26 protein-coding genes are annotated in these 25,300 nt (G+C 67.1%); 20 read left to right on the top strand and 6 right to left on the bottom strand.

What is annotated here, in order from left to right:
• Positions 1–137: 137 nt before the first annotated feature.
• The 11 genes from DVK03_RS16625 to DVK03_RS16570 all read left to right on the top strand — a co-directional run bounded on the left by DVK03_RS16625 (position 138) and on the right by DVK03_RS16570 (position 10,511).
• The gene (locus DVK03_RS16625) at positions 138–812 is read left to right on the top strand and encodes a hypothetical protein (protein WP_115803800.1); all 675 of its coding nucleotides are present in this window, start codon (positions 138–140) and stop codon (positions 810–812) included.
• 172 nt (positions 813–984) lie between these two features.
• On the top strand, positions 985–2,097 hold the full coding sequence (locus DVK03_RS16620; protein WP_115803799.1) for a metal ABC transporter substrate-binding protein: 1,113 nt from the start codon (positions 985–987) through the stop codon (positions 2,095–2,097).
• Positions 2,094–2,870 carry a metal ABC transporter ATP-binding protein gene (locus DVK03_RS16615; RefSeq protein WP_115803798.1) on the top strand — a complete coding sequence of 259 codons (777 nt, stop codon included), beginning with the start codon at positions 2,094–2,096 and terminating at the stop codon, positions 2,868–2,870. Before DVK03_RS16620 ends, DVK03_RS16615 begins: the two co-directional genes overlap by 4 nt.
• Positions 2,867–3,853 (top strand): metal ABC transporter permease, encoded by a 987-nt coding sequence (locus DVK03_RS16610; RefSeq protein WP_115803797.1) that lies wholly within the window; start codon positions 2,867–2,869, stop codon positions 3,851–3,853. Before DVK03_RS16615 ends, DVK03_RS16610 begins: the two co-directional genes overlap by 4 nt.
• 299 nt (positions 3,854–4,152) lie before the next feature.
• Positions 4,153–5,196 carry a methyl-accepting chemotaxis protein gene (locus DVK03_RS16605; RefSeq protein ID WP_004064774.1) on the top strand — a complete coding sequence of 348 codons (1,044 nt, stop codon included), beginning with the start codon at positions 4,153–4,155 and terminating at the stop codon, positions 5,194–5,196.
• Positions 5,197–5,634, top strand: coding sequence for a chemotaxis protein CheW (locus DVK03_RS16600; RefSeq protein WP_115803796.1), 438 nt, complete (start codon positions 5,197–5,199; stop codon positions 5,632–5,634).
• Between the two features lie 47 nt (positions 5,635–5,681).
• A complete protein-coding gene (locus DVK03_RS16590; RefSeq protein ID WP_115803795.1) occupies positions 5,682–6,995 on the top strand; it encodes an MFS transporter in 1,314 nt (437 codons plus the stop codon).
• 148 nt (positions 6,996–7,143) lie between these two features.
• On the top strand, positions 7,144–7,785 hold the full coding sequence (locus DVK03_RS16585; protein WP_049896207.1) for an NADPH-dependent F420 reductase: 642 nt from the start codon (positions 7,144–7,146) through the stop codon (positions 7,783–7,785).
• Positions 7,786–7,961: 176 nt separating this feature from the next.
• Positions 7,962–8,276 carry a HalOD1 output domain-containing protein gene (locus DVK03_RS16580; protein WP_008610372.1) on the top strand — a complete coding sequence of 105 codons (315 nt, stop codon included), beginning with the start codon at positions 7,962–7,964 and terminating at the stop codon, positions 8,274–8,276.
• 181 nt (positions 8,277–8,457) lie between these two features.
• Positions 8,458–9,783: a phosphoglucosamine mutase gene (glmM, locus tag DVK03_RS16575; RefSeq protein ID WP_049922091.1), complete on the top strand. Its 1,326-nt coding sequence runs from the start codon at positions 8,458–8,460 to the stop codon at positions 9,781–9,783.
• A gap of 116 nt (positions 9,784–9,899) precedes the next feature.
• Entirely contained in the window at positions 9,900–10,511 is a 612-nt protein-coding gene (locus DVK03_RS16570) for a nitrous oxide reductase accessory protein NosL (protein WP_004064784.1), read from the top strand.
• Positions 10,512–10,565: 54 nt separating this feature from the next.
• Here the strand turns inward: DVK03_RS16570 and DVK03_RS16565 are convergent, their stop codons facing one another.
• Together DVK03_RS16565 and DVK03_RS16555 are read right to left on the bottom strand one after the other, a co-directional pair.
• Positions 10,566–10,985 carry a hypothetical protein gene (locus tag DVK03_RS16565; RefSeq protein WP_115803794.1) on the bottom strand — a complete coding sequence of 140 codons (420 nt, stop codon included), beginning with the start codon at positions 10,983–10,985 and terminating at the stop codon, positions 10,566–10,568.
• Positions 10,986–11,607: 622 nt separating this feature from the next.
• Positions 11,608–11,886 carry a PadR family transcriptional regulator gene (locus DVK03_RS16555; protein WP_004040955.1) on the bottom strand — a complete coding sequence of 93 codons (279 nt, stop codon included), beginning with the start codon at positions 11,884–11,886 and terminating at the stop codon, positions 11,608–11,610.
• A 347-nt stretch (positions 11,887–12,233) separates the two neighbouring features.
• Between DVK03_RS16555 and DVK03_RS16550 the strand changes: the two genes are divergently transcribed.
• The 5 genes from DVK03_RS16550 (at position 12,234) to DVK03_RS16530 (ending at position 18,118) form a co-directional block, all read left to right on the top strand.
• Positions 12,234–12,767 carry a hypothetical protein gene (locus DVK03_RS16550; protein ID WP_049896204.1) on the top strand — a complete coding sequence of 178 codons (534 nt, stop codon included), beginning with the start codon at positions 12,234–12,236 and terminating at the stop codon, positions 12,765–12,767.
• A 471-nt stretch (positions 12,768–13,238) separates the two neighbouring features.
• Positions 13,239–13,889, top strand: coding sequence for a hypothetical protein (locus DVK03_RS16545; protein ID WP_115803792.1), 651 nt, complete (start codon positions 13,239–13,241; stop codon positions 13,887–13,889).
• A gap of 473 nt (positions 13,890–14,362) precedes the next feature.
• A complete protein-coding gene (locus DVK03_RS16540; protein ID WP_115803791.1) occupies positions 14,363–15,532 on the top strand; it encodes a sugar phosphate nucleotidyltransferase in 1,170 nt (389 codons plus the stop codon).
• Positions 15,532–17,349: a glutamine--fructose-6-phosphate transaminase (isomerizing) gene (gene glmS, locus DVK03_RS16535; protein ID WP_115803790.1), complete on the top strand. Its 1,818-nt coding sequence runs from the start codon at positions 15,532–15,534 to the stop codon at positions 17,347–17,349. The genes DVK03_RS16540 and glmS overlap by 1 nt, the downstream gene beginning before the upstream one ends.
• 208 nt (positions 17,350–17,557) lie before the next feature.
• The gene (locus DVK03_RS16530; protein WP_004064794.1) at positions 17,558–18,118 is read left to right on the top strand and encodes a helix-turn-helix domain-containing protein; all 561 of its coding nucleotides are present in this window, start codon (positions 17,558–17,560) and stop codon (positions 18,116–18,118) included.
• A gap of 43 nt (positions 18,119–18,161) precedes the next feature.
• On the opposite strand, the gene DVK03_RS16525 is transcribed toward DVK03_RS16530, so the two are convergent.
• Positions 18,162–18,395 (bottom strand): hypothetical protein, encoded by a 234-nt coding sequence (locus tag DVK03_RS16525; protein WP_004040949.1) that lies wholly within the window; start codon positions 18,393–18,395, stop codon positions 18,162–18,164.
• A 157-nt stretch (positions 18,396–18,552) separates the two neighbouring features.
• Between DVK03_RS16525 and DVK03_RS16520 the strand changes: the two genes are divergently transcribed.
• The 3 genes from DVK03_RS16520 to DVK03_RS16510 all read left to right on the top strand — a co-directional run bounded on the left by DVK03_RS16520 (position 18,553) and on the right by DVK03_RS16510 (position 20,300).
• A complete protein-coding gene (locus tag DVK03_RS16520; protein ID WP_115803789.1) occupies positions 18,553–19,314 on the top strand; it encodes a DICT sensory domain-containing protein in 762 nt (253 codons plus the stop codon).
• Positions 19,315–19,413: 99 nt separating this feature from the next.
• Positions 19,414–19,770 (top strand): hypothetical protein, encoded by a 357-nt coding sequence (locus tag DVK03_RS16515; protein ID WP_004040947.1) that lies wholly within the window; start codon positions 19,414–19,416, stop codon positions 19,768–19,770.
• 161 nt (positions 19,771–19,931) lie between these two features.
• Entirely contained in the window at positions 19,932–20,300 is a 369-nt protein-coding gene (locus DVK03_RS16510) for a helix-turn-helix domain-containing protein (protein ID WP_004040946.1), read from the top strand.
• An 18-nt stretch (positions 20,301–20,318) separates the two neighbouring features.
• On the opposite strand, the gene DVK03_RS16505 is transcribed toward DVK03_RS16510, so the two are convergent.
• From DVK03_RS16505 to glmU, 3 genes are all read right to left on the bottom strand, one after another.
• The gene (locus DVK03_RS16505) at positions 20,319–20,762 is read right to left on the bottom strand and encodes an Rrf2 family transcriptional regulator (RefSeq protein WP_004040945.1); all 444 of its coding nucleotides are present in this window, start codon (positions 20,760–20,762) and stop codon (positions 20,319–20,321) included.
• A gap of 214 nt (positions 20,763–20,976) precedes the next feature.
• Positions 20,977–22,362, bottom strand: a complete 1,386-nt coding sequence (locus tag DVK03_RS16500; RefSeq protein ID WP_115803788.1) for a response regulator — start codon at positions 22,360–22,362, stop codon at positions 20,977–20,979.
• Between the two features lie 102 nt (positions 22,363–22,464).
• On the bottom strand, positions 22,465–23,700 hold the full coding sequence (gene glmU / locus DVK03_RS16495) for a bifunctional sugar-1-phosphate nucleotidylyltransferase/acetyltransferase (RefSeq protein WP_115803787.1): 1,236 nt from the start codon (positions 23,698–23,700) through the stop codon (positions 22,465–22,467).
• Positions 23,701–24,117: 417 nt separating this feature from the next.
• On the opposite strand from glmU, the gene DVK03_RS16490 reads away from it, so the two are divergent.
• Positions 24,118–25,206 (top strand): guanosine monophosphate reductase, encoded by a 1,089-nt coding sequence (locus tag DVK03_RS16490; protein WP_115803786.1) that lies wholly within the window; start codon positions 24,118–24,120, stop codon positions 25,204–25,206.
• Positions 25,207–25,300: the final 94 nt, after the last annotated feature.

Genomic DNA, 25,300 nt, shown 5'->3' with positions numbered 1-25,300 from the left:
TCTCCAAGTAAGTACTTACTCAGTAGATTTATATCGCTTCTCGAACGACTCGATTCCATGCCGAACCCGTTCAGCGTCCGCGTCCCGTCACATCGAACCCAGCATCCGCGCCCGGCCACAGCTCTCGGAGTTCCCCGATGACGCTCGTCGAGGACGCGACGCTCGGCGTCCACATCCTCGCGGGGTTCGCGGCGCTGTTCGCCGGCTTCGGCGCGATAGTCACGACGAAAGGCGGTCGTCGCCACCGGCGAGCGGGGCGGATTTACGTCGCGGGGATGACCGTCGTCGCGGTCACGTCGCTCGCGTTGTTCGCCCTCGCGCCGACCCGCGGGCGGACGTTCCTCGCGCTCGTCGCCGTGTTCAGCTACTACTTCGTCTTCTCGGGCGACCGCGTCCTCTCGCGGAAGCGCCCGACCGACGGGCCGGAACCGCTCGACTGGGTCGCGGTCGGCCTGCTCACCGCCGCCGGCGTCGGTCTCCTCGCCATGGGCGCGCTCCGGTTTCTCGCCGGTGACGGTTTCGCCGCCGTGATGCTCGTGTTCGGCGCGGCGGGTACCGGCTTCGGCGTCCGCGACCTCGTCACCTTCCGCCGCGAGCGCGCCGCGTCGCGCGAGTGGTTCTTCGAGCACATCGGCCGCATGGGCGGCGGCTACATCGCCACCGTCACCGCCTTCTCGTCGGTCAACTTCGACTTCCTCCCGACCGTCGCCGCGTGGCTCTGGCCGACCGTCGTCGGCACGCCGCTCATCGTCGCGGCCATCCGGAAGTACAGACGCGGGCCGTCTAGTGGGGCCGCCCCGACCGCGGATTGACGCCGGTCCGCGGGTGGTCGCTCGCCTCGCAGTCTGCGCATTCTCTCTTATCGACGTTCCGCTCACCACCACGAACAGCGGCGCTCACCGGCGACTCCGTCACCAGCACAAACTAATAACATAGCAATATAGAATAGCAGAACTTATTATCTCTAAGCAATTTTCTAATAACATGCCAACGAAGACCCGACGCAGGTTCCTCGCGACAGTCGCCGGAAGCGCCGCCGTCGGCCTCGCGGGTTGTCTCGGCGGTGATGACTCGTCCGATTCGGCTGGTTCGACCGACTCACCCGCCGCCCCGGAGACGACGGCGACGGCTTCCTTTTTCGTCTTCGGGGACGTGGCGCGCCACGTCGCTGGCGACGCCGCGTCCGTCGAGACGCTCGTCCCCATCGGCCAGCACGGCCACGGCTGGGAGCCCGGCCCGGACGTGCAGGGTCGGGTGCTCGAATCCGACCTGTTCGTCCACGGAATGCCCGGTTTTCAGCCGTGGGCCGACGACATCCGCACCTCGCTCGAAGCCGACGACTCGGGTGTCTCCGAAGTCGACGCTTCTGCCGACGTGGAACTCCACGAAATCGGCGCGGACGGGCACGTCCACGACGACGAGTCACACGACGAGACGGAACACCACGAGGAGGAGACGCACGCCAACGAGACGGACCACACCAACGAGACCGAACACCACGAGGAGACCGAACACCACGACGACGAGCACGCCGAGGAGTCGGAGACGCACGACCACGGCGAACTCGACCCGCACTTCTGGCTGGACCCCACGCGGGTCGCCACCGCGACCGAGACGCTCCGCGACGCCTTCCAGTCGGTCGATGCCGCGAACGCCGACGCCTACGCCGCGAACGCCGAGTCCTACCGCGAGACGCTCTCGGAACTCGACGCCGCATTCGAAGACGGCCTCGCGGACCGCGAGCGCGACGTGCTTCTCGTCGCCAGCCACGACGCCTACGGCTACCTGGCCGACCGCTACGACCTCGACATCGTCGCGCTCACCGGCATCTCGCCCGACGAGGAGCCGTCGCCGCGGGACATCGAGCGGGCGCAGGCGACCATCGAGGAACACGGTATCCGACACGTCCTCGCCGACCCGCTGGAGTCCGACCGCGCCGCGCAGCAACTCGTCTCCGAGACGGACGCCGAAAACGTGCTCCCGCTCACGCCGCTTCCCGGCGTAATGACTGAGTGGGAGGAAAACGACTGGGGGTACGTGGACATCATGCGCGAGGTGAACCTCCCGTCGCTCCGGACGGCGCTCGGCGCGCAATGACGGCCGTCTCGCTCAGCGACGTGACCTTTTCGTACGGCGATGTCCCGGTCGTGGACGGGGTTTCGCTCGACGTGCCCGAAGGCGAGTTCCTCGGGCTCGTCGGCCCGAACGGGTCGGGAAAGAGCACGCTCCTGACGCTGATGCTCGGCCTCCAACGCCCGACCCGAGGCGAGGTGCGGCTGTTCGACCGCCCCGCCCACGAGTTCTCCGACGGCGAGCGCGTCGCCTACGTCGCACAGGACGCGACGGACGCGGCCCGCGACATGCCCGTCACCGTCCGCGAAGTCGTTCGGATGGGGCGCTACCCGCGGAACCTGTTCGGCCGCTTCTCGGCCGCCGACCGCGAGGCGGTCGCCGCGGCGCTCGACCGCGTCGATATCGCGGACCTCGCTGACCGCCGGGTCGGAGCGCTCTCCGGCGGCCAGCGCCAGCGGGTCTTCGTCGCCCGGGCGCTCGCGGCCGAAGCCGACCTGCTCGCGCTCGACGAGCCGACGGTCGCCCTCGACGCCGAGTCCCGCGAGGCGTTCTACGACCTCCTCGGCGACCTGAACGAACAGGGGATGACGGTCGTCCTCGTCGAACACGACATCGGCGTCGTCACGACCCGCGCGTCCCGAATCGCCTGTCTCAACAAGCGGCTGTACTTCCACGGCGACCCCGACGACTTCGCCGACAGCGACGCCCTCGCCGCGGCCTACGGCGCGAACCAGCGCGTGCTCGACCACGACCACGGTCACGGCCACGCCCACGCCGAACCGGAGGACGAGTCGTGACCGGCCCCGTCGCGCTCGCGGCGACCGACCTCCTCGCGGTCGAGTTCTCCGCGGCCGACTCCCTCGCGCCGCTCCTCGTGACCGACGCGCTCACGGGACTCTTCGACTGGTTCCTGACGGCGGTCGTCGGCGGCGCGTTCTCGTGGCTCGCCGGCGTCACCGGCCTCGACTTCCTCGGCTATCCCTACATGCAGCGGGCGTACCTCTCGGTGCTCTGCATCGGCGTCGTCGGCCCGCTCGTCGGGTCGTTCCTCGTCTATCGCGACCTCTCGATGGTCGGGGACACGCTCGCCCACACCGCCTTCGCGGGGGTCACGCTCGCGCTCTTTCTCGACGCGACGCTCGGCCTCGCGGTCCCGCCGCTCCTCGGCGCACTCGTCGTCGCCGTCGTCGCGGCGCTCGTCGTGCAGGCGCTCATCGAGTACACCGACGCCCGGAGCGACGCCGCGCTGGCGATGGTTCTGACCGGCGGCTTCGCCCTCGGGAGCGTGCTCATCTCGCTGACCGGCGGCGGCATCTCGGTCGGCATCAACCAGTATCTGTTCGGCTCGCTGGCGACCGTCTCGCGGGCCGACGTGGGCCTCCTCGTCACGATGGGGCTCGTCGTCGTCGGCTCGGTCGCGGTCGCCTACCGGCCGCTCGTCTACGTCACGTTCGACGAGACGGCCGCCCGCGCCTCGCGGCTCCACGTCCGCGCCGTCAACATGCTCCTGTCGATTCTCACCGCGTTCGTCGTCGTCAGCGCGATGCGAATCATGGGCGTCATCCTCGTCGCGGCGCTGCTCGTCATCCCCGTCGTCACCGCCTCCCGGCTCGGGCGGAGCTTCAAGCAGTCGCTCCTGTACGGCGTTCTCGCGGGCGAACTCGCCGGCCTCGCCGGCGTCACCGTCGCGTACCTCTACGGGCTCGCCGCCGGCGGCTCCATCGTCCTCGTCGCGCTCGCGGGCTTCGTCGCCGTCGCCGCCGGCCGCCGACTGGCCTGAACGCACCTCGCTTCGGCCTTCCCACCGAACCCCGGCCGCGCCGACTCCGGAGTGATTCCGGAGAGCCCGGCTGCGACTCCGGAGAGCCCCGCCGCGACGCCGACCTTGACGGCACAACTGATTTCACCACGACCCGACGATTTCCGGTTCTATCAGCGCCGGTAGTCTGGTATCCATATCGCAATATCCTGCTCGTATCTGTCCTCTCAGGCCGCTTCGAGGCAATTAGCGGCAATATGGGGTTATCTCGTTTGATACTGCTCGCGAATACTTATCACTTTACTCTCACACTCGTTCGTATGGAACTCGAGCGAAACGACCGGGAACCGGCCGCCGGAGACGGGCCCGCCTCCCGACAGCACGACGCGTATTCCGGCCCCGGTGCCGCCGGCGCGGCGACAGACGAGGTCCTCGACGACGTGGACGACGTTGACGACGCGACCGACGAAATCGGCACGGCCGTCGCCGAACTCTCCCGCGCCTCCGAGAGCGTGGCCGTCAGCGCACAGGAGATAAGCGACCTCGCGGGCGACCAGTCGACCAACATGCAGGAGGTCGCCGGCGAGGTGTCGAACCTGAGCGCCAGCGTCGAGCAAATCGCCTCCAGCGCCGACCAGACGAAGGCGATGAGCGACCAGGCGCGCGACCTCGCCGCCGAGGGCCGAAGTTCCGCCGACAACGCCGCGGACGCGATGGAGACCGTCGACGACGTGACCACCGACGTGTACGACGAAATCACCGCCCTCCGCGCGAAAGTCGACCAGATAGACAACGTCGTGGAAGTCATCAACGACATCGCCGACCAGACGAACCTGCTCGCGCTCAACGCCTCCATCGAGGCCGCTCGCGCCGGCGAGGCGGGAGCCGGCTTCGCCGTCGTCGCCGACGAGGTCAAGAGCCTCGCCGAGCAGTCCCGCGACAGCGTCTCCGAAATCGAGGCGGTCGTCGGTGACATCCAAGAGACGACCGAGACGACCGTCGACAACATCGAAGAGGCCAACGAGGAAGTCAACGACGGCATCTCTGAGGTCGACGCGGCCGTCTCCGCGCTCCGGAACATCGACGCCGCGGTCGGCGAGGCGGCCGCCGGCGCGGAGGAGGTCGCCCGCGCGACCGACCAGCAGGCCGCGAGCACCGAGGAGGTGGCGAGCCTCGTCGACGAGACCGCCCGGGGCGCGGAGGAGGTCGCCAACGAAATCGACCAGGTCGCCGCGGCCACAGAAGAGCAGACGGCGAACATCTCGGAGGTCGCGCTCCTCGTCGACCACATCGACGACGAGGTGGACGACCTCGAAGACGAACTCGACGCGGCCGACGACGGGCGCTTCGCCCGGGGTGCGTAGATGTCGCTCACCGACGCGCCCGACGGCGCGCTCGCGGAGCCGACGCAGGTCCTCGAATTCGAACTCGGTGAAGAACGGTACTGCGTCGTCCTCGACGCCGTCACTGAAATCATCGACCGCACATCGGCGCGCTCGCTGCCGGACTCGCCGCCGCACGTCGTCGGCGCGATGGACTACCGGGGCGCGACGACGATGCTCGTCGATACGGCCTCGCTCCTCGGCGTGGGTTCGAACCCCGACGCCTCCCGCGTCGTCGTCTTCGACGCCGCCGACGAGGACGCGACCGCCTTCGGCTGGCTGGTCGACGAGGTCGACCGCGTGACGGAAATCGACCCCGAGGCCGTCGACGACGCGCCGTTCGGTGACGAACTCACCCGCGGCGTCGTCAGGACCGACGACGGCCTCGTCGTCTGGGTCGACCCGCCGGGCGACGACTGAGCGACCGCACCGTACTTTCTTGAACGCTCCCGCGAACCACTCGGACGATGAATACGCGTCGGGACGCCGCCGTCGATAGCTTCGATTCCTTTCGGCAGTTCATCGGGCTCGAACGCGACGTGCTCGTCCTCTCGGTGGCGATGTTCGCGTTCAGTCTCTCGTTTCAGATGACCGGGCGGTACGTCCCCGAGTACCTCCGAGTGCTCGGAGCCGGCGCGACCGTCGTCGGTCTCTACGGGAGCGTCGGCAACCTCATCGGGGCGCTGTACCCGTATCCGGGGGGCGCGCTCTCCGACCGACTCGGGTCTCGCCTCTCGCTCACGCTGTTCGGCACACTCTCGTCGGCCGGCTTTCTCTTCTGGTTCGTCGCCCCGCAGGTCCCCGAGGTGACGCTCGCGGGCGTCTCGCTCGAACCGTGGCTCTGGATTTTCGTCGGCCTGTTTCTCACGCAGGCGTGGAAGTCGTTCGGCCTCGGCGCGACGTTCGCCATCGTCAAACAGAGCGTCCCGCCGGAGCGGCTGGCGATGGGGTTCGCCAGCACCGAGATTTTCCGCCGCATCGGCTTCCTCCTCGGGCCGCTCATCGCGGCCTCGCTGCTGGCGGCGACGGCGACGTTCGTCGAGGGTTTTCGGTACGTTCTCATCGTCGCCGCGGCGTTCGGCATCGTCGCCACCGTCGCCCAGCACCTCCTCTACGACGCGGGCGAGGACTCGCTGGGCAGGTCGTTCGAGGGGCTCGCACAGCTCCGCGACGACCTCCGGTCGCTCCCCGAGACGCTCCGGCCGCTCCTCGTCGCGGACACGCTCATCCGGTTCGCCAACGGGATGGTGTACGTCTTCTTCGTCATCGTCGTCACGGAGTTCCTCGAAGTCGGCTTCACCGGCTTCGGCGTCTCGCTCCGCCCGGACGCCTTCTTCGGCGTCCTCCTCGGCGTGGAGATGGTGGTCGCGCTCCTGACGAAGCTCCCCGTCTCGAAGCTCGCCGAGCGGACCGGGCTCAAGCCGGTCGTCGCCCTCGGATTTTCGGTGTACGCGATGTTCCCGGTCCTCCTCATCTTCGCGCCGGCGGACCAGTGGGTCGTCGTCGCCCTCTTTGCGTTCTCCGGGCTCCGGTTCGCCGGCCTCCCCGCGCACAAGGCGCTCATCGTCGGCCCGGCGGAGCGAAACGCCGGCGGGCGGGTGACGGGCGCGTACTACCTCGTGCGGAACACCATCGTCATCCCGAGCGCGGCGCTCGGCGGCTGGCTCTACGCGCGCGACCCGACCCTCGCGTTCTCGGTCGCGTCGCTCGTCGGCGCGGTCGGCGTGGTCTACTTCGCCCTCCGCGGCAAGGAGTTCGCGGCGTACGCCGGCGGGGCCTGACGCTCAGCCACCGGGAGCGCCCCGCGATAGAGACGGTCTGAGCCGCCGATACGGCATTTTAACGGCAGTATAACCAGCTCGGCTGGTGACCGGTCGCTCCGCCCCCGACCACACAAAGATTGAACTTCGTTAACATACATCTTTGTTCATGGATATAGGAATCCTCGGTGCTGGTCGACTCGGTGGGACGTTGGCCCAGCTTTTGGTGGAGTCGAACCACGAGGTGGCGATAGCCAACGACAGCGGAGTCGAGTCGCTCGAAGACCTCTCGGAGACGCTCGGCCCGCAACTGCGCCCGGTGGAACCGAAGCAAGCCGTTCGGTTCGGTGACGTGGTCTTTCTCGCGATTCCGTTCCGCGAGCGCGACTCGCTGCCCGACGCGGCCCGGTTCGCGGAGAAAATCGTGGTCGACGCGATGAACCCCTACACGGAGAACTTCCACGTCATCGACCTCGGCGACGACACCTCCTCGGAGCTCGTCGCGTCTCAACTCCCGGACGCGAGGCTGGTCAAGTCGTTCAACACCATCCACTGGGAGACGCTCCGAGACCTCGGCCACCCGGACCTCCCCGAATCCGAGCGCCTCGCGGTCTTCCTCGCCGGTGACGACTCGGACGCCAAAGCGCGCGTCGCCGGCCTCATCCGTGACATCGGATTCGGCCCCGTCGACGTCGGCGGTCTCGTCTCCGGCGGCGAACTGCTGGAGCCCGGCTCGGCGCTCTACAAGCGCGAAATCACGGTCGAAGAGGCGCAAGACACCGTCCGAACCCTTCGTGCCCGACAGGGCTGACCGTCGTCACCGCAAAACTATCATGGTTTTTGATTGTGTATGTTCGGCACCAGATTCCCCGCGTCGAGTACCACTCCTGTATCCGTTCGATTCCGTGACAGTCACGAATTACAACTGTTCACAAATAGCATGGATTTAAGGGTCACCGTCGCACACAGACGCCTGTTAAGGCACCCATGATGGCACAGACGAACGACTGGAAGGACTCGCGCGTGACGTACGACGAGTCGACCGGCTCATACCGGGTCGACCGCGATTCTTCCGAACTCCTCAGCACGAACGTTGTATTGAGTATTGCGGCAATCGAGGGCGTCCGCCCCACGCAGCTTCCGCCGCTCGCACAGACTATCGACCCCGACGCCCTCGAAACGGTGTTCGGCTGTTCCGAAGACGCGATTCTCTCGTTTTCTTACGCGGGCTACCGCGTGACGCTCGACGCGCTCGGTTCTATCGAAGTGGTCCCCATCGGCGACTCCCAGCCCCTCCAGTGAGGCGACTCGCCGCCTAACCGCCGACCACTCACCGCTCACTCGCCCCGACGAGTGGCGACGCGGCCCCGATTCGGTGCGCCGACCCCGCGACTCGTCCGCGTTCGCGGTAGGTGCCGCCTGACCGACCGGTCGTGACAGTAGGCGAAACATACCAAAACGTCCTGTCACCGTCTCCCACGGTATGTTCGGAACGAGTGGAATCAGAGGTCCGGTTGGCCGAACCGTGACCGCCGAACTCGCCCTTCGAATCGGCCGCGCGGTCGGCTGCGACGCCTGCACCGTCGTCGTCGGCCAGGACGCTCGGCTCAGCGGCGATGTCCTCGCTGACGCCGTGAGCGCCGGGGTCCGCGAGTGCGGCGCGAACGTGGTCCGACTCGGCGTCGCCTCGACTCCGACGGTCGCCCGCGCGGTCGGCTGGGCCGGCGCGGACGCCGGCATCGGAATCACCGCGTCCCACAACCCCGCCGCCGACAACGGCCTGAAGCTCTGGACGCCCAGCGGCCGCGCCTTCGACAAGGCCCAGACGCGCGATATCGTCCATCGACTCAACCGCGACGAGGTGTCGCTCGCCGCGTGGGACGAACACGGCGAAGAGCGCGCGTGGCCCGACGCCGCGACCCGCCACGTGAGCCACCTCGTCTCGTCGTTCGACGACCTCGACGACGTGTCCGTCGCGTTCGACCTCGGCAACGGCACGGGCCGCGTCTCGGTCGACGCGCTCTACGAACTCGGCGCGACGGTCAACACCATCGACGCTCAGCAGGACGGTCGGTTCCCCGCCCGAAAGAGCGAGCCGAACGCCGAGACGCTCACGGCGCTCCGCCGAACCGTCCCCGCGCTCGGCGCGGATGTTGGCCTCGCTCACGACGGCGACGCCGACCGACTCGTCGCGGTCGACGAGACCGGCGCGTACGTCCCCGGCGACGCGTTGCTCGCGCTGTTCGCGCGCGACGCCGTTTCCCCGGGCGACGCCGTCGCCGTCCCCGTCGATACGAGCCTCCTCGTGCAGGACGTGGTCGAGGCCGCCGGCGGGCGCGTCACCTACACCCCGGTCGGTGACGTCCACGTCGCCGAGGCGGTCGCCGAACCCGGCTACGTCTTCGGCGGCGAGCCCTCCGGCGCGTGGATTTGGCCCGACGAGACGCTCGCCCCCGACGGCCACTACGCGGCGCTCACACTCGCTGACCTCGTGGCCCGGGGCGCGCCGCTGTCCGAACAGGTCGCCGACCTCGGCGGCGCGGGGTACGCCACCCGTCGCGCGAGCCTCTCGTTCGACGACAAACACCAGGCGATGGACCGTATCGCTCGCGACATCCACGCGACCTACGACGAGGTCGACACCATCGACGGCATCCGCGTCGACACCGACGACGGCTGGTTCCTCGTCCGCGCCAGCGGGACCGAACCGCTGGTCCGCATCACGGCGGAGGCCCGCGACGAGGACGACGCCGACCGCCTGTTCGAGGACGTTCGCTCGCTCGTCGAGGGCGCGCGCATCGTCGCCTGAAGCCCTCGATTTTGTGACCCGTCCGCCTCCTCGCCCGAGGGTAGTTCAGTTCGCGCACGCGAGCGACCGTTCTCACGGTTTATGTACCGTGACGCCCGACCTCCGCGCAAGCGACGATGCATCACGACTCTCCGCCGCGCGACGGTTCGACGGGTTCGCTCACGCGCCGCGCCGCGACGAAAGCCGTCTCTCTCGGCGCGCTCGCGGCCCTCGCGGGCTGTCTCGGCGGCGGTTCGAACGCGGGGCCGACGCCCGAACCGGTCGACCTCTCGGGCGGGAAGGAAGACGACCAAGGCGGGATGGTCATCGGCCTCCACGCCGGCCCGAACGGACAGATTTTCTACCGCGACAATGCGCCCGAGGGCCACGACGACCCGGCGTGGTTCCACACCCTCAGCATGGGGCTGTTCCCGTACTACTTCGAACACCGGGAGCGGGGTTGGGAGGCGACGGCGGTGTACGTCACGGACTACTCGACGGTCGACTACGAACTCTCGACCGAGGGCGGCGACACGTTCATCTCGACGCCCACCGGCGCGGATACGTTCGGTGACGCCACCGAGATGACCTACGCCGTCGAAAGCGAGGTGCTCGGAGGAATGGGTAAAGACCTGATTCCCTTTTCGTCGGAGTCCGACGCCGACGGGTTCGTCGCCGAACACGGCGGGAAGACCGTGGTGTTCGACGACGTGACGCCCGAGTGGCTCCGCGGCTACATGCGGTCGTAGCGCCTCGCGCCGCCGCTGTCGTCGGGTGAAAACAACGAGCAAGCTCGGCGGCGCTCAGAAGGAGTTGTCGGGGACGCGGACGCCGTCGACGTAGACCGACACCGCGTCGGTCGACCGGAAGTCGGTGATGTCGCCCGCGAACTGGTAGCGCCGCGAGTCGTCGCTGACGGTCCCCTCGGCGGCGGGCCCGACCGTTCCGGTCGTGCTGAGCGCGCCGTTCGACTGGAGCGGTGAGATGGACCCGCTGACCGTCACTTCGAACGACGAGACGGAGCCGGTGCCGGCGACGACGAGCGTGTGCCCGTCGCCGTCGGCGGACTCGCCTGTCTGTTCCGTCGCCGAGCCGAGCCCAGAGAAGCCCGCGAGCGCGCCGGCGGCCGATACCGACCCGCACAGCGCGAGGTATTTGCGTCTACCGACGTCGTCGTCAGTCGTCGTCTCTGGGTCCTGCCCGGTGGACCGTTTTCTTACCATGTCTCAGGGGTTGCGGATTACACCCATAAATGTTGCGATAATTACATTAGTAGGAATACATGAATGTCTATCGATGATATTATTGGCGGTGTTACTGTTCGATTTGACGACAAGTCCTGTCGATTCGTTCGAGGGACGAAAACGCTTGACTGCGCTCTTTTATTCTCGAATTAATCCGTTTCTTATGGCTGCATTAATCCCGGATTCGGGACGCCGATTCGACTATCCGAGTTCTGATATTTTTGGCGCTCCCTGAGTGTACTAACTTCTGATACGAACACTCGGCGCGGTGCGCCGCAGTCCGCTGCCCGCGGATATCACGCCGCGCCACGCCTCGTTCTCCGCTCAGACTCCGGCCGGGTCGGCCGGGGCGGTTCGGCGTCGAGCGTCGTCGGATGCGGTCGCGCTCGGTGTGGGTTCGGTGCGGTCGGACGGAGTCAGCGCTCGGTGCGGTCGCTCGGGTCGAACCGGCGGCGAAAGGAGGAGGGGGCCAAACGAGACCTCGGGGACCGGTGCGGCCACCAGCGACGAGTCGTTCTCGTCTTCGGTTTCTTCCGGGGCGAGCGTCCCACTCGCGCCCGCGGGCGTTCGAACGGACGGTTCTTCTGTCTACGAGCGTGCGCTATCCGAGGAACCCGACGCGTCGGTTTTCCCAGTCTCGGCGTTGGACGATGGACTCGCGTCCTTTCTCGGACATCTCGTAGAAGTTCGTCCGACGGTCGTGTTGTCCCTTGTTGACGTACCCCTGTTCGACGAGGGCGTCGAGGTTCGGGTAGAGCCGACCGTGATTCACCTCCCCGACGTCCTTGCTGATCATCTCTTTAATCTCCTGCCCGGACGGGCGCTCTGCGCCGGCGATCACGTACAGCAGGTCGCGCTGGAAGCCAGTCAGTTCGAACATGTAGTCTCGAATCTAAGTATCGCCGCCATCGGGTATTGTTAGCCACCTCTATACTGGACAATTGGGTTCCTTACCGCCGTTGTCGCGAGTTTGCTCCCGTTTCGGCGCGAGGTTTTTTCTCTGAATCCGCGAGGTGTGTACTCGTCTCTGAGACCGCAATTACTCCCTCTCGCTGACGGTCTGCGCCCCGATAACAATCGCGTGAAGATGAGCTTAATACGCGGGAGGGACCGACTCGGTGCCTCCCGGAAACGTCACGATAACAAAGGTTGGGTGTGGTGTAGTACGACCCAACCGGGTCGGGTCCCCCTTTCGCACCGCGTGCGGGACCACCCCCGCACACGACGATGACAACACTATCAAAAGACGAGCTATTCCGCATCCTCAGCAACTCCCGGCGGAGGCAGATTCTCTACTTCCTCCATCGGGGGGGCGAGGCGATTTCGCTGAAGGAACTCGCAGCGATGGTCGCTGCTCGAGAGAACGGAACGGCGGTCGAAGACGTGACCGACGAAGAGCGACAGCGCGTGTATATCTCGCTGTACCAGACGCATCTCCCGAAACTCGAGAGCGCCGGTCTGGTCGATTACGACGAGGAGGAGCGCTCTGTCGAACTCGTTCCGAACGTCGCCAAGCGGGGGTTCTTCTGGATGCAGCCCGGCGCGAGCGAGTCGTGGAGTCGGTACTACGCGCTGCTCGGCGCGCTCAGCTGGGCGCTCATTCTCGGTCTGTGGGCGGGGCTCCCCGGATTCGCGCTCGTCTCGTGGAGCGCCGTCGCGGTGTTCGTCTCCGCGGCGCTCCTCGTGTTGGTGCTCGCGCAGTATCTCTCGGAACGGAACGGGGGAACTTCGGCCGACGCCTTCGAGGCGCTCGTGGAATAACCGCCGAATAAACCTGTCTTGTCGCGGCTCCCGAGAGGGCCGTCGCCAACCGCACACGTATTCTCAGTCGATGCTACTGCCGAACCGTCGTGCTCGTGTGACTAACTGACAGTACGAATTTATTTCCTCATCTAGAAACGACGCTCGCCAGCCAAAAACGGGATACGCGGTCGTCTTCTGGTCGGATTCTATTACTGTTGGATGTATTGAAAGTCTGAGTTGGTATAGATTGTTACAACCACTTTACTTGCAGATTTTGAGACCCTAACAGTCGGAGAAATCAGAGTGTGGGATTGTCAGACAAGTATATATCCTCGTTTAACCTATTAGTTCACTGACCCTCTGTATCTGGGGCGCGCTTGGTGGGGCGCATCCAAAGGTTGTGGTCTGTGCTAACGTCTCGTGGTCACCCCTCTCGACCGACCACGACACACGGTAGCACCCGACTACACAGTGGGGGAGGAAGGAACAATGGTTACCGATTCACTGCAAGCCGACACCGACGTTGTTGACCAGACGGCGAACGAACGACTCGCGGAGACGACTGGTGGGTCTCACGCGGCCGCAGCACAGCAGCAACAACCCGAAATCGAAGCGCTCTCGAAGGACATCGTCTTCGAGATTCTGAAGAACCAGCGCCGGCGCGACGCGCTCCGGTTCCTCAAGGAGAACGACGGCGAAGCGAAGCTCGGCGACATGGCCGAGTTCATCGCCGCGAAGGAAAACGGCATCGAGATAAAGGCGCTGTCGTCGAGCCAACGCAAGCGCGTGTACATCGGTCTGTACCAGTGCCACCTGCCGAAGATGGACTCGGCGGGCATCGTCGACTTCGAGAAGAACCGCGGTGACATCACGCTTCTCGACACCGCGAAACAGCTCGACCAGTATCTCGACGGCGACATCGTCAGCACCGACGCCGACGACGAGCAGTCGGCGTCGCTCGCCGCGTCGCCCAAGCGGAACCTCGTTATCGCCGCCGGCGTGGCCGCGACCGTCTCCGGCGGACTGCTCGGCGTCCCCGGACTCGAACAGGTCCCGGCCGCCGGCTGGGCCGTGTTGAGCACCGCGACGCTCATGGCCGTCACCGCGATGGAGTCGTACAAGGACCGCCTCGACCTCTGAGTGGGTCAGTCCTCATCGCGTCCGCGACGATACCGATTTCGAACGACTGCACCCGGATTTTACTTCGCTCCGCTTTCGAACAGCCGCGGCGCTCGGCCCGCCTCTTTCCGTTTCCCTCCCCGCTGTCTGCTCTCCTTTTTCCTCCTCCCGCCGAATCAGCTCTCCCCGGCTCCCCCACCGCTGTCAGCTCTCACCCCGCGGGTGTGATTCGCAGTCCATACCACCGACGCGGCGGCTTCGTCGCGCCGCGACACTGTCGGTGGGACACCATCCGATTAGGCGCGTCCGAACCGTCCGCCCTGCCGATTTCGGACTGTGGCCTCCGCTTGCAACAGTCTCACACGCGACCCTAACGCGAGACCGGTTCGGGGAACTCGCTGTATAACAATCCCCGTCGCGGTCCCTGTTGCTTTCATGACTCGCACACCGTCACGGTCACGTTCTGAACGCCCGTCGCTCGCGGGAGGTCACGCATGAACGGCCGTCTCACCGAGGCGGTCGTCCTCGCGGCCGGCGAGGGGCGGCGGCTCCGTCCGCTCACCACCTTCCAGCCGAAGCCGATGCTCCCGGTCGCAAACCGGCCGGTCGTCGAGTACGTCCTCGACGCGCTGTTCGAGTCGGGCATCGAGCGCGTCGTCGTCGTCGTCGGCCACCGCGCCGACCGCATCCAGTCGCACCTCTCTGCGACGTACCCCGACGCGGACATCGAGTTCGTCCACCAGGACACCCGGCTCGGAAGCGGGCATGCGCTCCTCCTCACCGAGGAGCTCGTCACCGGCCCGTTCGTCGTCTGCAACGGCGACAACGTCGTCGACGCCGACATCGTCTTGAAGGCGCTCGAACGCTTCTCGACGACCGACTCGGTGGCGACCATCGCGGTCGCCGAGTCCGACACGCCCGAGGAGTACGGCGTCGTCGTCGAGGACAACGGTCGCATCGCCGACATCGACGAACACGCCGTCGACAGCGAGGGCTATCTCGTCAACGCGGGCGTCTACGTCTTCGACGACGCCGTCTTCGAGGCGCTCCGGCGCACCCCGCCGCACGACGGCGAGACGCGGCTTCCCGACGTGATTCACTACCTCGACGGGCACGTCACGTCCGTCCTCGTCAACGGCGGCTGGCTCGACCCCTCCCACCCGTGGGGGCTCCTCTCCGTGACCGAGACGCTCCTCGCGCGCAGACACGACGACGCGGTCGCCGCGTCGGCGCGGGTCCACGAGCGCGCGCTCCTCGGCGACCACGTCGTCGTCGGCGACGACTGCGACGTGGGGCCGGGCGCGGTCGTCAGCGGTGGCTCGTGCCTCCAGAACAACGTCTCCGTCGGCGCGAACAGCGTCATCGAGCGCTCCATTCTCTCGACCGACGCGCGGGTCGGCGCGGGCGTCGTCCTCCGCGACTCCGTCGTCGGCCCCGGCGCGACCGTCGGCGACGGCGTCGTCTCGCCCGGCGGCCGCGCCGATGTCATCCTCGAAGGCCGGCTCTACACCGACCGCCGCCTCGGGAGTATCATCGGTGACCGCGCCGAGGTCGGCGCGAACGTGACGCTCACGCCCGGGAGTCGCGTCGGTGCTGAGGCCGTCGTCGGCCCCGGCACGGTCTTACACGGCGACGTTCGCGAGCGCGTGGAGGTGACCCACTGATGTGCGGCATCACCGCCTGCATCGGCGCGGACGACTCCGTGGACTCGCTCGTCGACGGCCTCCAGCGACTGGAGTACCGCGGCTACGACTCGGCCGGTATCGCCGTCAAAAACGGCTCGGGCATCTCGCTGACGAAGCGCGTCGGCGAGGTCTCCGAACTCGTCGCGGCCGTCGAGCAGAACCCCATCGCCGGCGACTACGGCATCGGTCACACCCGCTGGGCGACCCACGGCGGCGTCACCGACGGCAACGCCCACCCGCACACCGACGAGTCGGGCCGCATCGCCGTCGTCCACAACGGCATCATCTCGAACTTCCAATCGCTCCGGAGCGACCTCGAAGCCCGCGGCCACGTCTTCAGCAGCGAGACCGACACCGAGGTCGTCCCGCACCTCATCGAGGAGAACCTCCGCGACGGCGCGACTCCCGAGGAGGCCTTCCGCGCCGCGGTCGGCAGCCTCTCGGGAAGCTACGCCCTCGCGGCCATCATCGGCGACGAGGAGGCCATCTTCGCCACTCGCTCGGGGTCGCCGCTCGTCCTCGGCGTCGGCGACGGCGAGTACTACCTCGCCAGCGACGTGCCCGCGTTCATCCAGCACACGGCGCGCGTCATCTACCTCCACGACGGCGACTTCGTCGTCACTCGCTCGGGCGGCTACGAAATCACGGACTCGGCCGGCCGGGCGGTCGACCGCCCCGTCGAACACGTCGAGTGGGACCCCGAGACGGCGACGAAGGGCGGCTACGAGCACTACATGTACAAGGAGATTCACGAACAACCCGGCGCGCTCCGGCGGACCACCCAGAGCCGGCTGAACACCCACGCCGGCGGCGTCGAACTAGAGGAGTTCCCGCCGGAGTCGTTCGCCGACGTGTCGCAGGTCCACCTCCTCGCGATGGGGACCTCGCACCACGCCGGAATGTACGCGGCGTCGCTGCTCAACTCCCGGGGCATCCCCGCCTACGCGTTCATGGCCGGCGAGTACTCGGTCATCAAGCCGCCGGTGACGACAGACACGCTCGTCGTCGCGGTCAGCCAGTCGGGGGAGACCGCAGACACCCTCGACGCCGTGCGCCGCGCCCGCGCGGCCGGCGCGCGGACCCTCGCGGTCACGAACGTCGTCGGCTCGTCGATAACCCGCGAGTGCGACGACGAACTGCTCATCCGCGCCGGCCCGGAAATCGGCGTCGCGGCCACCAAGACGTTCTCGTCGCAGGTGACGGCGCTGACGCTCCTCACCGAGCGCATCGTCGAAGACGTGACCGGCGCGAAGTCGCCCGAAGCGCGCGACCTGATGGAGGCGCTGTCGCGGCTCCCGGGCGACGTACAGGAGGTGCTCGACACCTCGATGGCCCGCGAAATCGCCATCGAGTACGAGGGCAGCGACGCGTACTTCTTCATCGGCCGCGGGGTCGCCCACCCCGTCGCCCTCGAAGGCGCGCTGAAGTTCAAGGAGATATCCTACGAGCACGCCGAGGGGTTCGCCGCCTCCGAACTCAAACACGGCCCGCTGGCGCTCGTCACGCCGCTGTCGCCGGTGTTCGCTATCTTCACGGGCCACGAGGACGAGGCGACGCTGAGCAACGTCAAGGAGGTCCAAGCTCGCGGCGCGCCCGTCATCGCCATCACGAGCGACCGCTCGGGCGAAGTGACCGAGTTCGCGGACCACGTACTCAGAATCCCGGACACGCATCCCGACATCGCCGGCGTCCTCGCCAACGTCCAGCTCCAGCTCGTCGCGTACCACGCCGCTGACCTGCTCGAACGACCCATCGACAAGCCGCGCAACCTCGCCAAGTGCGTCACCGTCGAGTGAGCCGTGAGCGAGCGGTGAGCAGGTGGTGCGGTCGTGGCGGGTCTCACCGCCGCGTTCCGACGTTTCGCACCCATTAATTCGCCGCAGTCGTTCGGTTTCGGTCCCCGACCGCTGTTTTCAGAGATTCGAGACTGTTCGTGGATAAGCGAAGCTTATCTCGATTGTAGGCACCGATTACATATTACCCGCCCGCGTCAGGTAACATGCGATGACCCGACGCGACCTCGTCGACGACGTTCTGTCGGCTTCTGACGAGCCTCCCGGCCCACTGACTGACGAGAGCGACGCCGCGGCGGCGGCCGACGAGACCGATATCACTCCGGAGTCGTCCGACGACGACCTCCTCGACGCGCTCGGAGACGACGTTTCCCGGAGCGTGCTGTTGGCGTGCAACCGCGCGCCGATGACCGCCGAGGAGCTGGCCGAGAGCTGCGAGGTCTCCGAATCGACAATCTACCGCCGGCTGGAGACGCTTTCGAGCCTCGGCTTGGTCGAACGGACTCAGCGAGTCGACGCGCCGAGCAAGACGTGTTACGAGACGGCCGTCGACGGCCTCTCGATTCACCTCGGCGACGGTCTCCGCGTCGAGGCGGGGTCGAGCAACTACGTCGTCGACGCGATGCGCACGCTTCTGGCCGCCATCGACGTCCAGCAGCTCGCGTACGACCGCGAGCAAAACAGCGTTGACGTTCGGTTTCGACTGGCTCCGACCCTGCTCGACTCGCTGGTCGAACTGTACGTCAGAGACACGAATTCGCGCGAGAAGTAGTCCGCCGGCCGCCGAGTCCGCGTCGCTCGCCGCGACGAGCGACCTATCGCCGCCACGACCCGTCGACCTCGCCGAGGACGAGCGCGAGCGCGTCCCTCGCGCGGCCGACCGCGATGAGTTGGCGGGCGGCCGCCGCGGTGACCGGACCGATGGACTGCGAGGCTTCGAGTCCGGCGACGATGTCGGGGACCTCGGCGGCGAACCACGGGCCGTCGCCCGTCCCGCGTTCGTCGTCGACTTCCGCGGGGGTCCGAGAACGGGGCGCGTCGGAAATCATACTGAACGTACACGCTTGTGGGGCATAGTTAGGACGCTGTTCTCTCCCGGTAACGACTTCCTTCCGGGCGAGTCGACCGGTTTCGCGTCCCGACTCGCCGGTCTCGCATACCATATTATTGCAAAGAATGATAACCCGTTGTAGCGTTCTCCCGGTAATGTCTCTCAGCGAACTCATCTCCGGCGTCGCCGCCTCGGAACGAACGCTGACGGTGTTCAATCCGACGCCAGGCGTCGTCGGGCGACTCGCCGAGCATTTCGCGGATCGAAACGTCTCGGTGGTGTCTGCGAGTTCCGACGAGGGTCCGTCGAACTACGCGGTGCTGGGTACCGGCGACGAGTTCCACACGGCCGTCTCGGTCGACGACCTCCTCGCGCACCCCGAGGACGTCGAACCGGGGTTCGAACGCGACTCGTACGCGCCGATTCTCGACCACCTCGACGAGACGCTGTTTACCTCCTACGACCGGCAGCAGATGCTCAACGCCACCCGCGAAATCGAGGACCGCGCGTGGCGCGTCGGCGCGGGCGAACTCCACTCGGGCTTCCAGTCGGGCGGGAACCTCCGCCCGCAACTCGAAACCTACCGCCGCCTCGGCGGCCGCGACGACCTCTCGGTCCACGCGTACATCTACCCGAACGGCGAGGTCCCGCAGGCCGACCAGTTCCAACTCCATCTCGCGCGCTCCGACGAAATTCGGCGCTCCTGGTTCGTCGCCTACGACGGCAACGGCGTCGGTGACTACAAATGCGCGCTCGTCGCCGAGGAGACCGAACCGGGGTTCAGCTTCACCGGCTTCTGGACGTACGACCCCTCGACGGTCGACTACATCGTCAACCACCTCGTCTCGTCGTACTCGATTATCGAATCCGATGGCTCTGGCGACGACGCGGACGACGGCTGCCAGCTGACTGCTTGACTGAGCTCCCGTCGGTAGCCGAGTGCTCCACGGAACCTCGAAAATCAATTCGGAGAACTGGACGCGAATACTTAGGAGCGCCCGCTCGGAATCGGGCGTATGGTTGACGGAATTCTCCTCGACGCCTCGCACCTGAAAGGCAAAGTCAAGGGCGGTCGCGCCGGGGCCGAAATCGCCGGGATGAGCTACGTCGGCTACGAACTCGCGGTCACGGAGCGGAGCATCCACGTCTACGGCGACCACTGTAACGCCGACATCCAAGACGAGGAGTACCGCTACCTCGTCATCCCGCTCGATTCGGTCCGGGGAATCGAGTTGAAGGACCTGTCGGACCGGGGCCGCTGCGTACAGATTCACGGGCCGGACGACGGCGTGACGCTCTACTCGGAGAATCAATCGAGCCTCTCGAAGAACCTCAAGCGCGTGTTTCTCCTCCTCTCGCGGCTGCTCGCCTGAGCGACCCGGTCGGCTGGTCGGCAGCCAGCCGGTCGTCGGTCGGTGATGGGTCAGTCGGAAGCCAGCCGGCCGGTCTGTCGGTCCGGAGCCGAATCAGGTAACGTTTCGAAAGCAGGTGTACTAACCGAACTGCTAAAGAGGGTCGAAGTCGATGTGGGGATATGGCCACGGATATGACCCTCGACGACGCCCCCTGCCCCATCATCGACTCGCTGAAACAAATCGGGTCGCAGTGGCGTCTCATCGTCCTCCACGACCTCCAAGACGGTGAAAAGCGGTTCAACGAGCTGAAGCGTTCGACCGGCGCGAGCTCGCGGACGCTCTCTCGCGTCCTCGACGACTTGCAGGAACACGGCTTCGTCGACCGCCGGATGGAAGAGGACGCGCCGGTGGCGACGTACTACTCGCTGACCGACAAGGGCGTCTCGCTGTGCCCGGTGTTCGACGAGATACAGGAGTGGGCCACCGAGTGGCTCGACGCCGAGCGCGAGGAGTCGGCCGAGGGTGAGACGGTGCAGTCGACGGCCTGAACCGCGCTCCACGCCGCGCTACGCTTCGAGCGGGTCGCCGTCCGCCGTCTCGACGATTTCCGCGTGGACGTCCGCGACGGTGACCGAGTCGAGTTCGTCGAGCATCGCCTGAATCGCCGGTTCGAGCAGTTCCCCGAGCACCGGCTGGATGTGTTCGCCGACGGTGCACTCGTCGTTCGGTTCGTTCGTGTGGAAACAGAACGGCTCGGCGTCCTCCACCGCCTCGTAGATGTCGCGAAGCGTGATGGCGTCCGGCTCGTGGGCCAGCGTGAAGCCGCCGGTCGGGCCGCGCTTGGAATCGACGAGGTCCGCCTCCCGAAGCGAACACAGGAGCTGCCGGATGACCACCGGATTCGTGTTGACGCTCCACGCGAGACGGTCGGAAGACAGCCGCTCGTCGCTCCGCACCGCCAAGTTAGTCAGCACGTGCGTCGCGACGACGAATCGGCTGCTGTTCGACATACACGTTCTTTGGAGCTACGGGCATTTTAGATTTCACGGTGCTGCGCCGATTTCGCCGGATTCGTCGCGGAATCGACGTTTTTCAACCCTCATCTCGACTCGGGGACCCGATATTCGACTTCGACGACGAGAACTGACCGAATGGAGGCTTCGAATCGTCGAAGCGGAGACTCGTGGTGGTGCCGTCGGCCGGTCGCTCGGCGCGACGGCCGATTCAGCCCTCGTCTCGTCCCGGTCGCGTCTCGTCTGTGCCGTCCTCGTCGGCGCTCGTCGGGAGCGCGTCGACGTCGGTCGCTCGCATGAGCGCGATGACCACGTTGTCAGCGACCTCAGCGGCGAACCGCCGCTCGTCGCTCCGCCACCGTCGCGGCTCGCCGACGTGTTCGTGACAGACGACGCCGACGACTTCGCCGCCCGACCTGACCGTCGCGTCGAGCAGCGACGCGATGCCCTTCTGTTCGAGGTAGCCGCCCCGAAGCTCTGCGGTCGCGGGGTCGGTCCGAACGTCGTCGACGCCGAGCGACCGATTCGTCTCCAGCGCCGCGAAGTACGACGGGTAGTTCGAGGCTGTCAGCGTCGTCCCGGCGTTGTGCTCGCCCGACGACCGGTCGTACTGGTCGACACAGCGGAGCGTCTCGGCGTCGTCGAACAGCCAGACGCTCGCGCGCTCGACGTCCAACACCGTCGCCATCGTCTCGGTGATTCGCGGCAGCGCGTCCTCGAACGAGCCCGCGATGACCGTCTCGTCGGTCGCGAGGTCGATGAGCGCCCGCTGTTGGCGCTCCCGTCGCTCCCGCTCGCGGTAGGCCTCGGTCACGTCGCGGAACACGGCGACGACGCCCTCGACCGACCCGTCGTCGGTCCTGATGGGCGACATGCTGTCTTCGATGTAGCGCTCGTCGCCGTCGCTCGTCACGAGTTTCGTCCCCGCGGCGAGTTCGACCGCCCCGTCCGCGTCGGCGACGCGTCGCACCGGGTCGATGCGCTCGCCGGTCGCGCCGTCGACGAGGTGGAGCACGTCCGAAAGCTGCTCGCCGACGGCGGCCTCGGCGTCGTAGCCGGTTATCTCCTCGGCGGTCCGGTTCAGTTGGACGACCGTCCCGTCGGCGTCGGTGGCGACGACGCCCTCGGCGATGGAGTCGAGGGTGACGCGGAGATACGCCTCGCGCTCGCGGAGTCGCCGTTCCGCGCGCCGGTGTTCCGTGATGCGGACGAGCGTCTGCCGGAGGACGCCGTACTGCGCCGTCGGGTCGCCGCCCTTCTGGAGGTAGCTGTCCGCCCCGAGGTTCAGCGCCTCGATGGCGACCTCCTCGCGGCTCCGTCCGGTGAAGATGACGAAGGGAATGCCGGAGTCGCGCCCGTCGCGGAGCTCCGACAGCAGTTCGAGCCCAGACATCTCGGGCATCTGATAGTCGGAGACGACCGCGTCGAACGATTCCGATTCGAGGAGTCGCAGCGCCCGCCGCGGCGAGTCGGTCGTCTCGACCTCGATACCGTCGTCCGACGATTCGAGAAACCGCTTCGTCAGCGCCAACAGCCCCTCGTCGTCATCGACGTAGAGCACGCGTATCGCCGACGACTCCCCCTCGATTACGTCCATGCGCTGTGGCTGTTGTTCGACGGTCTGTCTGATAACTGTTTGGCAGATTAACTGTTATACGATTGTCAAGACGTATCCGACGCGTGTTCGTTCACGCCTCGCTCACTCGTCTCTTCCGTCCGTCTCGTCCGCAGCCTCTCGCTCGTCGATGCGGTCGTAGAGGACGGACTCGCCGGGTTTGACCGTGCCGCCGGTCGGGATTCTGACGCCCGCGTTCAGCGAGGCGTTGATGCCGGTTTTCACCTCGTCGCCGAGGACGACGCCGTACTTCCGGCGACCCGAGGAGACGAGTTCGCCCTTGAGCATCTGCCGGACGGCTTCGCCGTCGTGGCGGAGGTTCGCCACCTTCGTCCCCGCGCCGAAGTTCACGTCGCGGCCGAGGAGGCTGTCACCGACGTATGAGAGGTGGCCGACCGTCGCACCCTCCATCAGAACGCTGTTTTTCACCTCGACCGCGTGGCCGACCTTGGCGCGCTCGCCGACGAGCGTGCGCCCGCGGACGTAGGCGTTCGGCCCGACCGTGGCCCCGCTGCGGACGAGGACGGGTCCCTCGATGACCACGCCCGAGCGGACCGTCGCGCCTGCCTCGACGACGACCGGCCCGTCGAGTTCGGCGCGCTCGGACACGTCGCCGTCGATTCGCGGGTCGAGTTCGTCGAGTTTCCACTCGTTGGCTTCGAGGAGTTCCCACGGCCGCCCCACGTCGAGCCAGCGGTCGAAGGCGACGCCGCGCACGTCGTAGGCCTCGCAGGTCGCCGCGAGCACGTCGGTCAGTTCGAGTTCGCCCCGGTCGCTCTCGGCCACGTCGAGCCAGTCGTGGGCCTCGGCGGGGAAGACGTACGCGCCGGCGTTGACGAGGTCCGACGGCGGGTCGGCGGGCTTCTCGACGACGCCGGTGACGAAGCCCTCGTCGTCGGTGTCGAGGACGCCGTAGGAACTCGGGTCGTCGACGCGGAACGACCCGACCGCGGGCGTCCCCTCGTACAGCGTCGACAGCGACGGCACGTCGTACAGCGCGTCGCCGTTGAGCACGACGAACGGCTCGTCGGGGTCGAGATGGGGGGCCGCGGCGCGGACCGCGTCGGCCGTCCCGCGCTGTTCCGACTGGACGGCGAACTCGACGGGGACGCCCCCGCGCTCGTCACCGAAGTAGTCGCGCACGTCAGCGGCCTCGTAGCCGACGACGAGCGTGATGTCCGTCGCGCCGGCCGCGACGGCGGCGTCGGCGGTGTGCGCGACCAGCGGCCGGTCGGCCACGGGGAGCATGGGCTTGGGTCGGCGGTCCGTGAGCGGACGCATCCGAGTGCCGCGGCCGGCGGCGAGAATGACTGTCTGCATACCCTCCTAAGGGACTGCGCGGAAGAAATGTCTTCGGTCGGAGATGTACTGAGGCGGGGACCAATCGCGACGTTGTGGGTTGCCTCTGATCCACCTACCGATACCGACTCGAGGTGGCACGGCCGGTACGGCAACTATCCGTCAATATCAGCCTACCAAAACGCTTGCGAACTCCGCGCCGGATTCGAGTCCGGTAGCTCGCTCTCGCGCGGTGCGGTCGCTCGCGGACGGTTCGAACCACACGGCCCGCGAACGGCGACTGTGTTGGGGTTACGATGGGTCGGAGATTCGCACGAGCGCGGCGCCGTGTGTTAGTGAACGGACGAACGCCAGCGTGTAATAGTTTCGTTCCGCGGCGACGCGAACCGCGTTCGTCGGCGTTATGACCCTCGCACCCTTCGGCTGTGGAGGGTTACGATGGAGATTCGCACAGGACTCTCTTACGGAGACGTATTGCTGGTTCCGCAGCGCTCCCCGGTCGACAGCCGGAGCGACGTGGACCTCTCGACCAACGTGACGCCCGACTTGCGCCTCGACACGCCGCTCGTTAGCGCGGCCATGGACACCGTCACCGAAGCTGAACTCGCGGGGACGCTCTCGGGCCTCGGCGGCCTCGGCGTCGTCCACCGCTTCCTCGACGTGGACGAGCAGGCCGAACAGGTCCGCCGCGTCGCCGAGGCGGGCGGGACCGTCGCGGGCGCGGTCGGCATCAACGAGGACTACCTCGACCGGACCGAGGCGCTCCTCGACGCCGGCGCGGACGCGATTGTGATGGATATCGCCCACGGCCACATGGAGCGGTGTCTCGACGCCGTCGAACGGATTCGCGACGAGTTCGACCCCGAAATCGTCGCGGGCAACGTCGTCACGCCGGCGGCGGTCGAGGACCTCTGGGAGGCCGGCGCGGGCTGCGTGAAAGTCGGGGTCGGACCGGGGTCGCACTGCACGACCCGCGAGGTCGCGGGCGCGGGCTACCCGCAGCTCACGGCCGTCTCGGAGTGCGCCGAGCGGGCGCACGACCTCGGTATCCACGTCATGGCAGACGGGGGGATTCGGACCTCCGGCGACGCCGCGAAGGCGCTCATGGCCGGCGCGGACACCGTCATGATGGGCAGTTTCTTCGCCGGGACCGACGAGGCACCGGGCCGGGTCGTCGAGGTCGACGGCGAGACGTACAAGCGCTCCCGCGGGATGGCCTCCACGGAGGCCGCCGACGACCGCGAGGACAAACAGAGCGACGTGGACGCCGGCGAGGGCGTCGAGGCGCTCACGCCCTACAAGGGACCGGTCGAACCGCTCGTCGAGGAGTTCCTCGGCGGGATTCGCTCCGGCGTGAGCTACTGCGGCGGTCACACGCTCGCGGACGCTCGCGAGAAGGCCTCCTTCGTCCGCGTCGCGGCGAGCGCGAAGGAGCGCGAGGGCGCACACGGCGTCGTCTTCGCCGAGGGTCCCGTCGAGGTCGACGAGGAGGCCGAACGCGAGTTGCAGGCCCCGATGGCCGACTGACTCCGGCGTCGTCGCGGCCGACCCGCGACGCGATACGACGCGATAGAGCGAGGGTGAAACCGCCACGCCGGCGACCGCGCCCTCGCAGAGCGAC

The sequence above is a fragment of the Haloferax sp. Atlit-109R genome (assembly GCF_003665865.1).
GTDB classification, from domain to species: Archaea; Halobacteriota; Halobacteria; order Halobacteriales; family Haloferacaceae; genus Haloferax; species Haloferax volcanii.
Note: the sequence above shows the minus strand (reverse complement) of the source record. Positions and strands in the feature narration are given on the sequence as shown.

Excerpts from the sequence above, each read along its gene's own strand:
- DVK03_RS16625 (WP_115803800.1), top strand. The coding sequence starts at position 138 with ATGACGCTCGTCGAGGACGCGACGCTCGGCGTCCACATCCTCGCGGGG.
- DVK03_RS16620 (WP_115803799.1), top strand. The coding sequence starts at position 985 with ATGCCAACGAAGACCCGACGCAGGTTCCTCGCGACAGTCGCCGGAAGC.
- DVK03_RS16615 (WP_115803798.1), top strand. The coding sequence starts at position 2,094 with ATGACGGCCGTCTCGCTCAGCGACGTGACCTTTTCGTACGGCGATGTC.
- DVK03_RS16605 (WP_004064774.1), top strand. The coding sequence starts at position 4,153 with ATGGAACTCGAGCGAAACGACCGGGAACCGGCCGCCGGAGACGGGCCC.
- DVK03_RS16600 (WP_115803796.1), top strand. The coding sequence starts at position 5,197 with ATGTCGCTCACCGACGCGCCCGACGGCGCGCTCGCGGAGCCGACGCAG.
- DVK03_RS16590 (WP_115803795.1), top strand. The coding sequence starts at position 5,682 with ATGAATACGCGTCGGGACGCCGCCGTCGATAGCTTCGATTCCTTTCGG.
- DVK03_RS16585 (WP_049896207.1), top strand. The coding sequence starts at position 7,144 with ATGGATATAGGAATCCTCGGTGCTGGTCGACTCGGTGGGACGTTGGCC.
- DVK03_RS16580 (WP_008610372.1), top strand. The coding sequence starts at position 7,962 with ATGATGGCACAGACGAACGACTGGAAGGACTCGCGCGTGACGTACGAC.
- glmM (WP_049922091.1), top strand. The coding sequence starts at position 8,458 with ATGTTCGGAACGAGTGGAATCAGAGGTCCGGTTGGCCGAACCGTGACC.
- DVK03_RS16570 (WP_004064784.1), top strand. The coding sequence starts at position 9,900 with ATGCATCACGACTCTCCGCCGCGCGACGGTTCGACGGGTTCGCTCACG.
- DVK03_RS16565 (WP_115803794.1), bottom strand. The coding sequence starts at position 10,985 with ATGGTAAGAAAACGGTCCACCGGGCAGGACCCAGAGACGACGACTGAC.
- DVK03_RS16555 (WP_004040955.1), bottom strand. The coding sequence starts at position 11,886 with ATGTTCGAACTGACTGGCTTCCAGCGCGACCTGCTGTACGTGATCGCC.
- DVK03_RS16550 (WP_049896204.1), top strand. The coding sequence starts at position 12,234 with ATGACAACACTATCAAAAGACGAGCTATTCCGCATCCTCAGCAACTCC.
- DVK03_RS16545 (WP_115803792.1), top strand. The coding sequence starts at position 13,239 with ATGGTTACCGATTCACTGCAAGCCGACACCGACGTTGTTGACCAGACG.
- DVK03_RS16540 (WP_115803791.1), top strand. The coding sequence starts at position 14,363 with ATGAACGGCCGTCTCACCGAGGCGGTCGTCCTCGCGGCCGGCGAGGGG.
- glmS (WP_115803790.1), top strand. The coding sequence starts at position 15,532 with ATGTGCGGCATCACCGCCTGCATCGGCGCGGACGACTCCGTGGACTCG.
- DVK03_RS16530 (WP_004064794.1), top strand. The coding sequence starts at position 17,558 with ATGACCCGACGCGACCTCGTCGACGACGTTCTGTCGGCTTCTGACGAG.
- DVK03_RS16525 (WP_004040949.1), bottom strand. The coding sequence starts at position 18,395 with ATGATTTCCGACGCGCCCCGTTCTCGGACCCCCGCGGAAGTCGACGAC.
- DVK03_RS16520 (WP_115803789.1), top strand. The coding sequence starts at position 18,553 with ATGTCTCTCAGCGAACTCATCTCCGGCGTCGCCGCCTCGGAACGAACG.
- DVK03_RS16515 (WP_004040947.1), top strand. The coding sequence starts at position 19,414 with ATGGTTGACGGAATTCTCCTCGACGCCTCGCACCTGAAAGGCAAAGTC.
- DVK03_RS16510 (WP_004040946.1), top strand. The coding sequence starts at position 19,932 with ATGGCCACGGATATGACCCTCGACGACGCCCCCTGCCCCATCATCGAC.
- DVK03_RS16505 (WP_004040945.1), bottom strand. The coding sequence starts at position 20,762 with ATGTCGAACAGCAGCCGATTCGTCGTCGCGACGCACGTGCTGACTAAC.
- DVK03_RS16500 (WP_115803788.1), bottom strand. The coding sequence starts at position 22,362 with ATGGACGTAATCGAGGGGGAGTCGTCGGCGATACGCGTGCTCTACGTC.
- glmU (WP_115803787.1), bottom strand. The coding sequence starts at position 23,700 with ATGCAGACAGTCATTCTCGCCGCCGGCCGCGGCACTCGGATGCGTCCG.
- DVK03_RS16490 (WP_115803786.1), top strand. The coding sequence starts at position 24,118 with ATGGAGATTCGCACAGGACTCTCTTACGGAGACGTATTGCTGGTTCCG.